The organism is Halomonas sp. THAF12 (assembly GCF_009363675.1).
Classification (GTDB): Bacteria; Pseudomonadota; Gammaproteobacteria; order Pseudomonadales; family Halomonadaceae; genus Halomonas; species Halomonas smyrnensis.
Map to the genome: position 1 here is coordinate 284,168 of NZ_CP045399.1, position 13,504 is coordinate 297,671.

General features: G+C 70.5%; 14 protein-coding genes. 9 read left to right on the forward strand and 5 right to left on the reverse strand.

All coding sequences use genetic code 11. From position 1 onward, the window contains the following. Positions 1-148: 148 nt before the first annotated feature. From FIU88_RS01245 to mnmH, 4 genes are all read left to right on the forward strand, one after another. Entirely contained in the window at positions 149-598 is a 450-nt protein-coding gene (locus tag FIU88_RS01245; RefSeq protein ID WP_026068633.1) for a copper resistance protein NlpE N-terminal domain-containing protein, read from the forward strand. 99 nt (positions 599-697) lie between these two features. Next, a complete protein-coding gene (gene radA / locus FIU88_RS01250; RefSeq protein ID WP_016856594.1) occupies positions 698-2,083 on the forward strand; it encodes a DNA repair protein RadA in 1,386 nt (461 codons plus the stop codon). A 93-nt stretch (positions 2,084-2,176) separates the two neighbouring features. Further along, on the forward strand, positions 2,177-3,214 hold the full coding sequence (gene selD, locus FIU88_RS01255; RefSeq protein WP_016856595.1) for a selenide, water dikinase SelD: 1,038 nt from the start codon (positions 2,177-2,179) through the stop codon (positions 3,212-3,214). Then, the gene (gene mnmH, locus FIU88_RS01260; RefSeq protein ID WP_152477890.1) at positions 3,211-4,335 is read left to right on the forward strand and encodes a tRNA 2-selenouridine(34) synthase MnmH; all 1,125 of its coding nucleotides are present in this window, start codon (positions 3,211-3,213) and stop codon (positions 4,333-4,335) included. Before selD ends, mnmH begins: the two co-directional genes overlap by 4 nt. Before the next feature lie 15 nt (positions 4,336-4,350). On the opposite strand, the gene FIU88_RS01265 is transcribed toward mnmH, so the two are convergent. Next, on the reverse strand, positions 4,351-5,040 hold the full coding sequence (locus FIU88_RS01265; protein ID WP_152477891.1) for a type 1 glutamine amidotransferase: 690 nt from the start codon (positions 5,038-5,040) through the stop codon (positions 4,351-4,353). 48 nt (positions 5,041-5,088) lie between these two features. Between FIU88_RS01265 and FIU88_RS01270 the strand changes: the two genes are divergently transcribed. Both FIU88_RS01270 and FIU88_RS01275 read left to right on the forward strand, forming a co-directional pair. Beyond that, positions 5,089-5,382, forward strand: a complete 294-nt coding sequence (locus FIU88_RS01270; protein ID WP_152477892.1) for an MGMT family protein — start codon at positions 5,089-5,091, stop codon at positions 5,380-5,382. A 194-nt stretch (positions 5,383-5,576) separates the two neighbouring features. Then, the gene (locus FIU88_RS01275) at positions 5,577-6,158 is read left to right on the forward strand and encodes a YjaG family protein (RefSeq protein ID WP_152477893.1); all 582 of its coding nucleotides are present in this window, start codon (positions 5,577-5,579) and stop codon (positions 6,156-6,158) included. Between the two features lie 210 nt (positions 6,159-6,368). On the opposite strand, the gene hisF is transcribed toward FIU88_RS01275, so the two are convergent. The 4 genes from hisF to hisB form a co-directional block, all read right to left on the reverse strand. Next, entirely contained in the window at positions 6,369-7,142 is a 774-nt protein-coding gene (gene hisF / locus FIU88_RS01280; protein ID WP_016856600.1) for an imidazole glycerol phosphate synthase subunit HisF, read from the reverse strand. Positions 7,143-7,146: 4 nt separating this feature from the next. Further along, positions 7,147-7,899 (reverse strand): 1-(5-phosphoribosyl)-5-[(5-phosphoribosylamino)methylideneamino]imidazole-4-carboxamide isomerase, encoded by a 753-nt coding sequence (gene hisA / locus FIU88_RS01285; protein WP_016856601.1) that lies wholly within the window; start codon positions 7,897-7,899, stop codon positions 7,147-7,149. 193 nt (positions 7,900-8,092) lie between these two features. Then, on the reverse strand, positions 8,093-8,734 hold the full coding sequence (gene hisH, locus FIU88_RS01290) for an imidazole glycerol phosphate synthase subunit HisH (protein ID WP_016856602.1): 642 nt from the start codon (positions 8,732-8,734) through the stop codon (positions 8,093-8,095). 28 nt (positions 8,735-8,762) lie between these two features. Continuing rightward, positions 8,763-9,356: an imidazoleglycerol-phosphate dehydratase HisB gene (hisB, locus tag FIU88_RS01295; protein WP_016856603.1), complete on the reverse strand. Its 594-nt coding sequence runs from the start codon at positions 9,354-9,356 to the stop codon at positions 8,763-8,765. A gap of 172 nt (positions 9,357-9,528) precedes the next feature. On the opposite strand from hisB, the gene FIU88_RS01300 reads away from it, so the two are divergent. From FIU88_RS01300 to mutY, 3 genes are all read left to right on the forward strand, one after another. Beyond that, on the forward strand, positions 9,529-9,978 hold the full coding sequence (locus FIU88_RS01300) for an acetyl-CoA sensor PanZ family protein (RefSeq protein ID WP_152477894.1): 450 nt from the start codon (positions 9,529-9,531) through the stop codon (positions 9,976-9,978). Beyond that, the gene (locus FIU88_RS01305; RefSeq protein WP_152477895.1) at positions 9,978-12,320 is read left to right on the forward strand and encodes an AsmA family protein; all 2,343 of its coding nucleotides are present in this window, start codon (positions 9,978-9,980) and stop codon (positions 12,318-12,320) included. Before FIU88_RS01300 ends, FIU88_RS01305 begins: the two co-directional genes overlap by 1 nt. 68 nt (positions 12,321-12,388) lie before the next feature. Then, complete coding sequence (mutY, locus tag FIU88_RS01310) at positions 12,389-13,504, forward strand: A/G-specific adenine glycosylase (protein WP_152477896.1); 1,116 nt, start codon at positions 12,389-12,391, stop codon at positions 13,502-13,504.

Here is a 13,504-nt window from a genome sequence, read left to right on the forward strand (position 1 = left end):
GCGCCCGCGCAAGCCGGCTCGCCAGGGGCCGCCGCGCATTGGTGGTGCGCGGTGGCGTTCGGGCTGTGCGCTGTTCCCACAAGAGGTTATGCTGTGAGGCAGGCTGCCGTGAAAGGCGGCGTCATGCCCATTGGTTAGGAGGACGAATATGCAAATCAGGACGTTGCTGGCCGGTTCCGCGATGCTTGCCCTGCTGGCGGGCTGTGCGGGTGGCCCTGGCGGGCAGGGCACCGAGCCCGGAATGGAGGCGACCCAGAGCACCTACCAGGGCACGCTGCCCTGCCGTAACTGTGAAGGGATCGACCTGAACGTGACCATGATGGGCGATGCCCAGAGCCCTGCCGCGGATCGTACCTTCGACCTGCAGGCCTCCTATCGTGGCCACCCGCAGAACCCGCCGAACGAGAACTACGAAGGTAGCTGGCAGCTGCTCGACGGCACCGCGGACAATCCCGATGCCACCGTCTATGAGCTGACGCCCCAGGGCGAGGGCCAGACCTACTTCTTCCTGCGCCTCGACCCGCAGACCCTGGAACTGATCGACCCCCAGCGTCGCCGCTTCCAGAACAACGAGATGCTGCGCCTGAAGCGCCTGTAAGGCAGCGCAACGCGTAGCAGCGAGGGGCGGCCGACGGGCCGCCCCTCGTCGTTGGGCCCACCGGCCCGCCATTCCATAGCAACCGTCGTCGGACATCCCATGGCCAAAGCGAAAAGCGCCTTCGTGTGCACCGAATGCGGTGCCGAGTACAGCAAGTGGCAGGGGCAGTGCACCAGCTGCCGCGAGTGGAACACCCTGAGCGAGGTCCGACTGTCGGCCGCCCGCCCCGGCGCGGGCCATGGCGGCGGTGGCGGCTCGGCGGGGCGGGGCGGCTATGCCGGGGCGGTCTCCCGTGAGGTGATCGATCTCGCCAACGTCGACCTCAGCGAGGTGCCGCGGCTGTCCTCGACCTTCGAGGAATTCGACCGGGTATTGGGCGGCGGCCTGGTGCCGGGCTCGGCGGTGCTGCTGGGCGGCCATCCCGGCGCCGGCAAGTCGACCCTGCTGCTGCAGACCGCCTGCAAGCTGGCCCAGCAGCGCAAGGTGCTCTACGTCACCGGCGAGGAATCGCTGTCCCAGGTGGCGATGCGCGCCCACCGCCTGCAGCTGCCTACCCAGGGCCTGCAGATGCTGGCCGAGACCAGCATCGAGACCATCCTCGGCGTGGCCGAGCGCGAGGGCCCCGATATCCTGATCATCGACTCCATCCAGACCACCCACCTCGAGGACATCTCCTCGGCGCCGGGCGGCGTGGCCCAGGTGCGCGAGTCCGCCGCGGCGCTGACCCGCTTCGCCAAGCAGTCCAGCACCGTGCTGCTGCTGGTCGGCCACGTGACCAAGGACGGCACCCTGGCCGGCCCCAAGGTGCTGGAGCACATGATCGACGCCTCGCTGCTGCTCGAGGGCGGCGCCGACTCGCGCTTTCGCACCCTGCGCGGGCAGAAGAACCGCTTCGGCGCGGTCAACGAGCTCGGCGTGTTCGCCATGCTCGAGCACGGCCTCAAGGAGGTGAAGAACCCCAGTGCCATCTTCCTGTCGCGCACCGAGGAGCAGGCGCCCGGCAGCCTGGTGATGGTGGTCTGGGAAGGCACCCGGCCGATCCTGATCGAGGTGCAGGCGCTGCTCGACGACTCGGCGCTGGGCAACCCGCGGCGGGTGGCGGTGGGCGTCGACCAGAATCGCCTGTCCATGCTGCTGGCGGTGCTGCATCGTCACGGCGGGCTGTTCACCGGCGACCAGGACGTGTTCCTCAACGTGGTCGGCGGGGTCAAGGTGCTCGAGACCAGCGCCGACCTGGCGGTGCTGCTGGCGGTGGTGTCGAGCCTGCAGAGCCGGCCGCTGCCGCGCGAGCTGGTGGTGTTCGGCGAGGTCGGCCTGTCCGGCGAGATTCGCCCGGTGCCGAGCGGCCAGGAGCGCATCGTCGAGGCCGCCAAGCACGGCTTCCGGCGCGCCATCGTGCCGCGCGGCAACGCGCCCAAGCACTCGCCCGAGGGCATGGAAGTGGTGCCCGTGGACAAGCTGGCCGATGCGCTGGAAGCGCTCTAGGCGCCCACCCCGCGAAGCGTGAAATCGTCGTCCAGCGACGGGGCGGGGGCGCTGTGATGTAGAATGCCGGAAAACGACGCCAAGGAGACCGTGATGAGTGCCATCCGCCTGACGCAGTACAGCCACGGCGCCGGCTGTGGCTGCAAGATCGCCCCCGACGTCCTCGACGGCATCCTCGCCAAGGCCGGGCCCGGGGCCAGCCACTCGCGGCTGATCGTCGGCAACCAGGGCCGCGAGGACGCCGCCGTCTACGACCTGGGCGACGGCCGCGGCATGATCGCCACCACCGATTTCTTCATGCCGATCGTCGACGATCCCTTCGACTTCGGCCGCATCGCCGCCACCAACGCCATCAGCGACGTCTACGCCATGGGCGGCACCCCGATCATGGCGCTGGGCATCCTCGGCTGGCCGCTCGACAAGCTCGGCGCCGACATCGCCGGCGACGTGGTCGGCGGCGCCCAGGCGGTCTGCCGCGAGCTGGGCCTGGCGCTGGCCGGCGGCCACTCCATCGACGCCCCGGAGCCGATCTTCGGCCTGTCGGTCAACGGCCTGGTCGACCTCGAACACCTCAAGCTCAACAAGGGCGCCCAGGTCGGCGACCTGCTGTATCTCACCAAGCCGCTGGGCGTGGGCCTGCTGACCACGGCCGAGAAGAAGGGCCTGATCCAGCCCGGCCACCAGGGCCTGGCGCGGCGCACCATGCTCGCCTCCAACCGCATCGGCGCCGAGCTGGCCAAGGTGCCCGGCGTGCACGCCATGACCGACGTCACCGGCTTCGGCCTGGCCGGCCATCTCAGCGAGGTCTGCGAGGCCAGCGGCGTGGCCGCCCGGATCGACTTCCGTCGCCTGCCGCGCCTGGCCGAGGCCGAGTCCTACCGCCGTCAGGGCGCGGTGCCCGGCGGCAGTGCCCGCAACCGCGATGCCCTGGGCAAGGCCCTGCCGGCCATGGACGACGCCCACTGGCAGTGGCTGTGCGACCCGCAGACCTCCGGTGGCCTGCTGCTGTCGGTGCATCCGTCCTGGGAGGACGACGTCGAGCGCGTCGGCCGCCAGTACGGCCTCGAGCTCGAGCCGTTCGGCGAGGTGATCGCCGAGCGCGGCGAGACGCGCATCGAGGTGAAGGGATGAATCTGCCGCTGGTCGAGCCGGACCTCGCGCTGCTGCGCGAGGGTCGGACCCTGATCGACGTGCGTGCCCCGGTGGAGTTCGCCCAGGGCGCGCTGCCCGGGGCGCTCAACCTGCCGCTGATGGACGACGAGGAGCGTCATCTCGTCGGTATCTCCTACAAGCAGCAGGGCCAGCAGGCCGCCATCGAACTGGGCCAGCGGCTGGTCAGCGGCGGCATCAAGGCCGCCCGGGTCGACGCCTGGCGGCGCGAGCTGGAGGCCCATCCCGACGCCATCGTCTACTGCTTCCGCGGCGGGCTGCGCTCCCAGGTCGCCCAGCAGTGGCTGGCCGAGGCCGGCATTACCCGGCCGCGCATCCGCGGCGGCTGGAAGGCCATGCGCCAGGCGCTGTGCGCGCACATCGACGCCGCCGCCGAGCGGCCGATGCTGGTGGTGGGCGGGCTGACCGGCTGCGCCAAGACCTCGCTGATCACCGCCCTGGATCAGGGCCTGGACCTGGAGGGCTGCGCGCGCCACAAGGGCTCGGCCTTCGGCCGTCACCCGCTGCCGGCGCCGTCGCAGATCGACTTCGAGCACGCCATGGGGCTGCGGCTGCTGGAGCTGCCCGGGCCGCTGGTGCTGGAGGACGAGTCGCGCCACATCGGTTCGGCCAACGTGCCGCTGACCTTCTGGCGCGGCATGGAGGCCGCCCCGCGGATTCGCGTCGAGATGCCGCTGGACTGGCGCCTGGCGCAGATCCACAAGGATTACATCGACGATCTGTGGGCGGTCTATCGCCAGCAGTTCGGCGACTGGCTGGGCTGGGCGCTGATGCGCAAGCAGCTCTCCGGCGCGCTGGGGCGGCTCAGGAAGCGCCTCGGCGGCGCCCGGCTGGCGAGGCTGCAGCGCCTGCAGGCGCTGGCCTTCCGAGAGCACGAGCGTGGCAATCGCCAGGCCCACGAGGCCTGGCTGGCACCGCTGCTCACCGAATACTACGACCCCATGTATCGCTACCAGCTGGAGAAGCACGACGATCAGCGCTTCCTCCACGTGGGCGACTGGGACAGCTGCGTGGCCTTCGCCCGCGACTGGGTCGCCGAGGCCGAATCTTCGCCCCGGCCGAGCGCCACCGCCTCGGCCTGAGGCGAGGAGACAGGGTCAGCGCATCGTGGCGTGCCTGGCCCATTGGGTGAGCACCCGGTCGATCAGCGGTGCCAGGCGGTCGAAGCGCCGCGTATCGTCGAGCATCGCCTCGCGATCCTGGCGATAGGGGCTCTCGGCGTCGCCCTCCGGGCGCGGCAGGTGGTCGAGCATGGCGGCGACGCTCTCGGCGGTGGCCTCCAGATGGCACAGCAGGCCGACCACCCGGCCGGCGTCCCAGGCGAAGCCCTGCAGCGGGCTCGCCGCGGTGCCGCCCAGCGGCAGGGCCTCCTCGGGCAGGGCGAAGATCTGGCGATGCCAGGTGAAGGCCTCGAAGCGCTCGGGCAGGTCGAAGGGGCTGGCCGCGGCCAGGGTCACGGTCTGCCAGCCGCTCTCGGCCAGGGTGCCGCGGGACACCGGCGCGTCCAGCGCCTCGGCGATGCGGCGGGCGCCGTGGCCGATACCGAGCAGCGGCTGGCGGCCGTCCAGGATGCGCTCGATCAGCTTGCGCTCGCCGCGATCCCAGGCGGCGGGCACCTCGCCCTCGGGGGCGTCGAGCACGATCAGCGCCTCGACGTCGCCGGGCCGCGGCGGCAGCTCGCCCTCGTCGAGGTGGAACACGGTGTGGCTGTGCCCCATGCTGTCGAGCCAGTCGCCGATGCGGGCGGGTCCCAGATGGGGGCTGTGCTGAAGCAGGTGAACGTGCATGCGGGCGGCCTCGCCGATATCAGCAGAAAATCAGGGAAGGCAGGGTACATGAACGCGGCCCTCAAGGAACAGATACTGACCGTGCTGGCCGAGATCCCGCCGGGGCGGGTCACCACCTACGGGCGCATCGCCGCCATGACCGAGGGCGGCACGCCCCGGCTGGTGGCCCGGGCGCTGCGCGAGCTGCCCAGCGGCCACGGCCTGCCGTGGTTCCGGGTGATCACCGCCTCGCGCAAGCTGGCCGACCATCCCGGCGCCGACGAGCAGCGCCGGCGGCTGATCGACGAGGGCGTGGCGTTCGATGCGCGGGGAAAGGTATCGCCGGAGCGTATGTGGCCCTGATGTAGCGGAGGGGCGCCGGGGATAGCTCGGAGAGGAGGTCCTACGCCAGGGATGGCGTCGGTAGCGTACAGGGAAGTATTCACAGCGCCTCCTCGATGGTCCGGCACACCGGGAGCTGTCGCCGGATCAGCCCGCCTGCGTCCAGCCATGAGCGACGGGACGATGCCGAGACAGCGATATTCCAAGGAGAATCCATGAGCGGTTTCTTTCAGCGCCTGCAGCGGCTCGAGCCGCGCCGTCAGCAGGCCTTCATGGCGGCGCTGTGCGAGCGGCTGCTGCCCAACTACGCCTTCTACGCCGAGGCCACCGGCCATGGCGACCCCAGGGCGCTGCGGGTCGTGCTCGACCTGGTGTGGGAGCGGTTGGCGGTCAAGGACGCGCGCATCGACTTCGACCGCCAGGCCGAGAAGCTGGCCGAGCTGGAGCCGCCGGCCGAGGACGACAGCTTCGGCGCCCGTCGCGCACTGGAGGCGGTGGTGGCGATCTCGTCGCTGCTCGATACCCTGCGCGGCGACTCGCCGGAGGCGGTGCTGGAAGTCAGCCGCACGTCCCGCGGCGGCGTGCGGGCCTTCATCGAGCTGACCGAGGGCGAGGAAGACAGCGAGCGCCTCGCCGCCATCGTGCGCGAGCATCCGCTGATGGAAGACGAGAACGGCTTCCAGGACGCGGTGCTCGAGGCGGTGGAAGGCGAGCTCGGCCGCGACGGCCTCAAGGCCCTGCGCCGGCTGGGCCGCAACGAGGGCGTCAGCAACCTGGGGCTCGGCGGCGAGGAGTAGTCGCCGACACGCCGGCCACAACGACGAAGGGCTCACCCGGAGGTGAGCCCTTCGCTTGTTTCAAGAACAGGGAAAGCGAGGATTTATGTCGCGAGCTACGAGAGGCTGATCGCCGCCGGAGCACAGCTCCCGGAGTGTAGCCTGCTACATGAGGAGAGCGAGCACCGCCGGCGGTCAGGATATCGAGCGCAGTAAATAAATCCCCATTTCCTACAGCCGCATCTCGATCCCGTGCTCGGCCATGTACCGCTTGGCCTCGGGGATGGTGTACTCGCCGAAGTGGAAGATGCTGGCCGCCAGCACCGCGTCGGCGCCGCCGTCCTTCACGCCCTCGACCAGGTGGTCGAGGTTGCCCACGCCGCCGGAGGCGATCACCGGCACGCTCACCGCTTCCGAGATGGCGTGGGTCACGCCGATGTCGAAGCCGATCTTGGTGCCGTCGCGGTCCATGCTGGTCAGCAGCAGCTCGCCGGCGCCCAGGTCGACCATCTTCTTCGCCCACTCCACGGCATCGAGCCCGGTGGGGCGGCGGCCGCCGTGGGTGAAGATCTCCCAGCGCGGCGCCTCGCCTTCCGCGGAGACCTTCTTGGCGTCGATGGCCACCACGATGCACTGGCTGCCGAAGCGCTCGGCGGCCTCGTGCACGAACTCGGGGTTGTGCACGGCGGCGGTGTTGATCGACACCTTGTCGGCGCCGGCGTTGAGCATGGTGCGGATGTCATCGCAGGTGCGGATGCCGCCGCCCACGGTCAGCGGGATGAAGACCTCGCCGGCGATGCGCTCGACCATCTCCACCGTAGTGCCGCGATCCTCGTGGCTGGCGGTGATGTCGAGGAAGGTGATCTCGTCTGCGCCCTGCTGGTTGTAGCGCTGGGCGATCTCCACCGGGTCGCCGGCGTCGCGGATGCCGATGAAGTTCACGCCCTTGACCACCCGGCCGGCATCGACGTCCAGGCAGGGGATGATGCGCTTGGCGAGTCCCATGGTGTCAGCTCCCGTCGCGTTGGCCGGTGAGGCGGTCGCACAGTGCCTGGGCGTCGGCCACGTCCAGGCTGCCTTCGTAGATGGCGCGGCCGGTGATGGCGCCGAGGATGCCCGGCTCGCCGGCGGCGATCAGTTCGCGCAGGTCGTCGAGGTTGGTCACGCCGCCGGAGGCGATCACCGGCAGGCCGCCCTCGCGGGCCAGCTCGGCGGTGGCCTCGACGTTGACGCCGCCCATCATGCCGTCGCGGGCGATGTCGGTGTAGACGATCGAGGACACGCCGTCGTCGGCGAAGCGCTTGGCCAGCTCGGTGGCCTTCAGGGTCGAGACCTCGGCCCAGCCGTCGGTGGCGACGAAGCCGTCGCGGGCATCGAGGCCGACGATCACGTGGCCGGCGAAGGCCTTGCACATCTCGGTGACGAAGGCCGGTTCCTTGACCGCCTTGGTGCCGATGATGACCTGGGACACGCCGGCGTCCAGGTAGTGCTCGATGGTCTCGGCCGAGCGGATGCCGCCGCCGATCTGGATCGGCAGGTTGGGGTAGGCGCGGGCGATGGCGGTGACCGCCTCGCCGTTGACCGGCTCGCCCTCGAAGGCGCCGTTGAGGTCGACCAGGTGCAGGCGGCGGGCGCCGGCCTCGACCCAGCGCGCGGCCATGGCCACGGGATCGTCGCCGTAGGTGGTGGCATCGTCCATCCGGCCCTGCTTGAGGCGAACGCACTTGCCGTCCTTGAGATCGATGGCGGGGATTACCAGCATGTCCAGTCCTCTACGGGCGCTCAGCGGGCGCCCTGGAAAGTTGTCGTAGGCGCGGCAGCGGGCGCCTTTGAAGTTGTCTCAGGCGCGGCAGCGGGCGCCTTGGAAATTGTCGCAGGCGCGTCAGCGGGCGCCCTGTAAATTGTAAGGGGCGCGGGGTCGGGCGCCCTTGAACTGTCGCAGGCGTGGTCGCCGCTCAGGGCGTCCACTGCACGAAGTTTTCCAGCAGCCGCAGTCCGGCCCGGGAGCTCTTCTCCGGGTGGAACTGCACGGCGAAGGTGGCATCGCGGCCGGTGGCCACGTGGGCGGTGACGCGGCCGTAGTCGGTGGTGCCGAACACCTGGGCGTCCTCGCCGGCCTCCACGTAGTAGCTGTGCACGAAGTAGAAGTGCTCCCGGTCGTCGATGCCCTTCCACAGCGGGTGGTCGTGGCGCTGGCGCACCAGGTTCCAGCCCATGTGCGGCACCTTCAGGCGATGGTCCATGTCATCGCGCATGTCGGCCGGGAAGCGGCGCACCTGGCCGGTCATGAAGCCCAGGCAGTCGACGCCGCCGTTCTCCTCGCTGCGCTCGTGGAGCATCTGCTGCCCGACGCAGATGCCGAGCAGCGGCTTGGCCTGCTGGGCCAGCAGCTCCTCGACCAGGCCACGCAGCTCGGTGCGCTCGAGCTCGCCCATGCAGTCGCGGATGGCGCCCTGGCCGGGCAGCACCAGGCGCGTGGCGCCCTGGATGCGGCGGGCGTCGCGGGTCACCACCACGTGTTCGTGGGTGACGTGTTCCAGTGCCTTGGCGACGGAATGCAGGTTGCCCATTCCGTAGTCGATGACGGCAATGGTCATGGGACGCTCCTCGTGTCGGTCGGCGGGATCACAGGCTGCCCTTGGTGGACGGCATCTGGCCGGCCATGCGCGGGTCTTCGGCGGCGGCCATGCGCAGCGCCCGGCCGAAGGCCTTGAAGATGGTTTCCGCCTGATGGTGGGCGTTGAAGCCCTTCAGGTTGTCGATGTGCAGGGTGACCTTGGCGTGGTTCACGAAGCCCTGGAAGAACTCCCAGAACAGCTGGGTATCCAGGCGGCCGATGCTGGCGCGGGTGAACTCGACGTCCATGAACAGCCCCGGGCGACCGGAGAAGTCTACCACGACCCGCGACAGCGCCTCGTCGAGCGGCACGTAGGCGTGGCCATAGCGGTAGATGCCGCGCTTGTCGCCGATCGCCAGGTCGAAGGCCTGGCCCAGGGTGATGCCGAGATCCTCGACGGTGTGGTGATCGTCGATGTGCAGATCGCCCACCGCCTTGATCTCCAGGTCGATCATCCCGTGGCGGGCGACCTGGTCGAGCATGTGGTCGAGGAAGGGCACGCCGGTCTCGCAGACCAGCTGGCCCTTGCCGTCGAGGTTCACGGTGACCGTGATCTGAGTTTCCTTGGTGTCGCGGGTGACCGTGGCGATACGCTCGGACATGTCGGGTCTCCAGCGCCTGGGCGCGTGTCGAAATGGGGGTCGCCGTCGGGGCGGAAAGACGGGGCGGCCCCGCCGTTGCAAGGCTGCCATTATAGTGAAACGCTACCCCCATCCGCTACAATGCCCCCACCATGCGGCAGGCCGGGCCTGCCTCTTTCAGGGAGATACCTGCATGCCGGTCACGCTACAGCGCGTCGATCAAGCGACCTGGGAAGCGGATGCCCAGGTGCGCAGCGATCTGACCCGCATCTACGCCGATGCCCCCACCGAGCGCCTGCCGGCCCCGCCCGAGCAATTCGTCGACGATCATCTGGCCGCCGAGCGCTTCTTCTTCTGTGCCCGTTTCAATGACCGCCTGCTGGGGGCGCTGGCCGTATCGCCGGATGACCAGGCCTGGTGGCTGTCGCATCTGTGCGTGCGCGAGACCACCCGCCGCCGCGGCGTCGGCTCGCGGCTGCTGGCCCTCACCGGCGAGGCCGCCCACGCCGATGGCCGCCGGCTGCGCGTACTGTCCTCCCAGCTGCCCATGGCCGACCAGGTGCTGCTGACCCGCATGGGCTACCGGCTGACCCAGGCCGGCGACTACTTCGAAATGGATCTCTCGCCCAAAGGAGCCGGGTAATGAAGCGAATCCTGCGTACCCTGCTGGCCTCCATCGGCGTTCTCGGCCTGGTGCTGGTCGGCGCCGTGGTGTTCATCACCACCTTCTTCGACCCCGACGACCTCAAGCCGCGGCTGGTCGACGTCGTGCGCGAACACAGCGGCCTGGAGCTGGAGCTCGAGGGCCCGCTGAGCTGGTCCTTCTATCCCCGCCTCGGCGTCGGCGTGGCCACCGCCGAGGCGCGCCTGCCCGGCCAGTCCGCCGAGGACACCCCCTTCGCCGCCTTCGACCACGCCGAGGTCAGCCTGGCCATGGCGCCGCTGCTGCGCGGCGAGATCGCCATCGACGGCCTGACCCTCGACGGCCTCGACCTCGACCTCGAGCGCAACGCCGAGGGCCGCGGCAACTGGGAGGCGCTGATCGAGCGGCTGCGCAACCGCGGCGAACAGGCCGAGTCGGTGCTGGCGCCGGCCAGCGCCGGGCCCAATCCCAGCGCCGATGCCAGCGCCCTGGACGTGGCGCTGAACATCGCCAGCGTGCAGGTGCGCGACGGCCACATCGCCTACCGCGATGCCCAGGCCGGGCGCGACGTCACGTTCTCGGGCGTCGACATCACCGGCAGCAACGTCAATCCCGATCGGCCCTTCCCGCTCAGCGCCAGCCTCGAGGTCGCGCTGCGTGACGAGCCGGGCGCCGAGACGCCGAGCCTGGCCAGCGAGCTGAGCCTCGAGACCCGGGTCAGCCTGGGCCTGGCCGAGGGGCGCCACGTGCTTCAGGGGCTGGCGCTGGAGACCAGCACCCGCCTCGACGGCGCCGACGAGGCCCAGCGGCTCGAGCTCGACGCCGACGAACTGGTGCTCGACCTCTCCGGCGACCGGGTGCGGGTCAACGGCGGCCTGCTGGAAGCCAGCCTGATGGCCGACCGGCTGGGCGAGCAGCGCCTGCCGCTGTCGCTGGCCTTCCGCCTCGACGCCGATCTGGCCGCCCAGAGCGCCCGGCTGAGCGAGCTGGCGCTGAGCGGCCCCGACGGCCTCGACCTCCAGGGCAACCTGGCGCTGACCGAGCTGGCCGAGGCGCCCGCCTACCAGGGCCAGCTGAACCTCGCCGAGCTCTCGCTGCGGCCCTGGCTCGAGCGCTTCGATGCCCTGCCGGACATGGCCGCCGACGCGGCCCTGAGCCAGGTGGCGCTGACCAGCCCGATCGAGGGCGACCTGACGCACGTCACCCTCGACGGCCTGAACCTCAAGCTCGACGGCAGCCGCTTCAACGGCCGCCTGGGCGCCCGCCTCGACGGCACCCGCCTGGAGGCCGACCTGCAGGGCGATCGTCTGAACATGGACGACTACCTGCCGGCCAGCGAGCCTTCCGCCGAGACCGCCGGCGGCCCGAGCCTGCCGGGCGTGGGCCGTGCCCTGGCCCAGGACGAACAGCAGGCGCTGCTGCCTGCCGACTGGCTGGCCGCGCTCTCCCTCGACGCCAAGCTGAGCCTCGACGAGCTGATCCTGATGGGCCAGAGCTTCAGCGACGTCAGCCTGACGCTGGCCGGCGACGACGGCCGCCAGCGGCTGGTGGACTTCGCGTCCGGCCTCCACGAGGGCCGCCTCTCGGCCACCGGCGAGCTGGACGCCCGCGAGACGCCGCTGCGCTGGCAGCTGTCGCCGCGGGTCGAGAACCTGCGCCTGGGCTCGCTGCTGACCTCGCTGGGCGAGGAGCCGGCGCCGCTGGAAGGCCAGCTGAACGCCGAGGGCGAGCTGACGACCCGCGGCAACAGCGTGCCCGAGCTCAAGCGCGCCCTGAACGGCCGGCTCGCCACGCGCCTGGCCGAGGGCCGCCTGCCCGGCGTCAACGTCTCCCAGGAGCTGTGCACCACCACCGCACGCCTGGAAGGCGAGAGCACCAGCCGCGACTGGGCGCCGGACACCCGCTTCCAGCGCGCCGAGGCCAGCTTCCGCATCCGCGACGGCGTGGCCGAGAGCGACGACCTCAGCGTCGCCATCCCCGGCATCGGCCTGGGCGGCGAGGGCAGCTTCGACCTGACCAGCGAGCGCTTCGACCTGCGCGCCAACGCCCGCTTCACCGGCGAGGACGTGGACAGCGCCTGCGAGGTCAATCGGCGGCTGGTCGACGTGCCCTTCCCGGTGCGCTGCGAGGGCCAGCTGGGCGGCGACAGCGGCGAGTGGTGCCGCTTCGACCGCGACGCCTTCCGCTCCACGCTGGGCGACCTGCTGCGCGAGGAAGCCTCCCAGCGGGCCAACGACAAGCTGCGCGAGAGCCTCGACGGCGCGATGGAAAAACTCGACGAACGCATCGGCGAGGATTCGCGTCGGGAACTTCGCGACGCCCTCGATGGTCTCTTCAATTGAGCAAGCAATAGCCAGTCCCTGCGCCGACTCTTATAGTCGGCGCTTTTTTTCGTGCCGAGAAAATACCCATGACGGAGACGCCCCCCGCCATCCTGCCTCGCGACACCTTCCAGCAACGCCTGCTCGAGTGGTTCGACGTCCACGGCCGCCACGACCTGCCCTGGCAGCACGAGCGCACCCCCTACCGGGTGTGGGTCTCGGAGATCATGCTGCAGCAGACCCAGGTCACCACCGTGATTCCCTACTTCGAGCGCTTCATGGAACGCTTCCCCGACGTGCGCTCGCTGGCGGCCGCCGAGCAGGACGAGGTGCTGCATCTATGGACCGGGCTCGGCTACTACGCCCGCGGGCGCAACCTGCACAAGGCCGCCCGGGTCGTCGTAGAAGAACACGACGGCGAGTTCCCGGTGCACAGCCTCGACGCCATGGCCGCGCTGCCCGGCATCGGCCGCTCCACCGCCGGCGCGGTGATCGCCCAGAGCACCGGCCAGCGGGCGGTGATCCTCGACGGCAACGTCAAGCGCGTGCTCACGCGGCTGCACGCCGTGGAAGGCTGGCCCGGCCGGCCCGCGGTGGAGCGCGAGCTGTGGGGCCTCGCCGAGCACTACACCCCCGAGCGCCGGGTGGTCGACTTCACCCAGGCGATGATGGACCTGGGCGCCACCCTGTGCCGGCGCGGCCAGCCCGACTGCGAGCGCTGCCCCTTCCATGACGTGTGCGTGGCCCGGGCCCGGGGCGAGCAGAAGCGCTTTCCCGAGTCCAAGCCCAAGAAGGCCATTCCCACCCGCACCACCACCATGCTGCTGCTGCAGGACGAGGGCGGGCGGGTACTGCTCGAACAGCGCCCCTCCAGCGGCCTGTGGGGCGGGCTGTGGAGCCTGCCGCAGTTCGACACCTCGCTGGAGCTGCGCGCCTGGCTCGACCATCATGCCCCCGGTGCCAGCCTGGAGGCGCCCTGGGAGGCCTTCACCCACGTGTTCAGCCACTTCCGCCTCGAGATCACCCCGCAGCCGGCCCGGGTGGGCCGCCTCGACGGCGTGGACGAGGCACGGCGCTGGTTCGATCCCGCCGAGCCGGACAGCATCGGCCTGGCCGCCCCGGTGAAAGGCTTGCTGGACGCGCTGCGCCCCTTCACCCTGAGCGTCCAGGACGCCCCCCATACTTCCTCATCCCAGGAGCCATGA

What these genes read in the sequence shown, in the direction of transcription:
- FIU88_RS01245 (WP_026068633.1), top strand. Translation starts at nt 149, where the DNA reads ATGCAAATCAGGACGTTGCTGGCCGGTTCCGCGATGCTTGCCCTGCTG.
- hisH (WP_016856602.1), bottom strand. Translation starts at nt 8,734, where the DNA reads ATGACCATTGCCGTCATCGACTACGGAATGGGCAACCTGCATTCCGTC.
- FIU88_RS01300 (WP_152477894.1), top strand. Translation starts at nt 9,529, where the DNA reads ATGCCGGTCACGCTACAGCGCGTCGATCAAGCGACCTGGGAAGCGGAT.
- radA (WP_016856594.1), top strand. Translation starts at nt 698, where the DNA reads ATGGCCAAAGCGAAAAGCGCCTTCGTGTGCACCGAATGCGGTGCCGAG.
- mutY (WP_152477896.1), top strand. Translation starts at nt 12,389, where the DNA reads ATGACGGAGACGCCCCCCGCCATCCTGCCTCGCGACACCTTCCAGCAA.
- hisA (WP_016856601.1), bottom strand. Translation starts at nt 7,899, where the DNA reads ATGCTGGTAATCCCCGCCATCGATCTCAAGGACGGCAAGTGCGTTCGC.
- FIU88_RS01265 (WP_152477891.1), bottom strand. Translation starts at nt 5,040, where the DNA reads ATGCACGTTCACCTGCTTCAGCACAGCCCCCATCTGGGACCCGCCCGC.
- FIU88_RS01275 (WP_152477893.1), top strand. Translation starts at nt 5,577, where the DNA reads ATGAGCGGTTTCTTTCAGCGCCTGCAGCGGCTCGAGCCGCGCCGTCAG.
- FIU88_RS01270 (WP_152477892.1), top strand. Translation starts at nt 5,089, where the DNA reads ATGAACGCGGCCCTCAAGGAACAGATACTGACCGTGCTGGCCGAGATC.
- FIU88_RS01305 (WP_152477895.1), top strand. Translation starts at nt 9,978, where the DNA reads ATGAAGCGAATCCTGCGTACCCTGCTGGCCTCCATCGGCGTTCTCGGC.
- hisF (WP_016856600.1), bottom strand. Translation starts at nt 7,142, where the DNA reads ATGGGACTCGCCAAGCGCATCATCCCCTGCCTGGACGTCGATGCCGGC.
- selD (WP_016856595.1), top strand. Translation starts at nt 2,177, where the DNA reads ATGAGTGCCATCCGCCTGACGCAGTACAGCCACGGCGCCGGCTGTGGC.
- mnmH (WP_152477890.1), top strand. Translation starts at nt 3,211, where the DNA reads ATGAATCTGCCGCTGGTCGAGCCGGACCTCGCGCTGCTGCGCGAGGGT.
- hisB (WP_016856603.1), bottom strand. Translation starts at nt 9,356, where the DNA reads ATGTCCGAGCGTATCGCCACGGTCACCCGCGACACCAAGGAAACTCAG.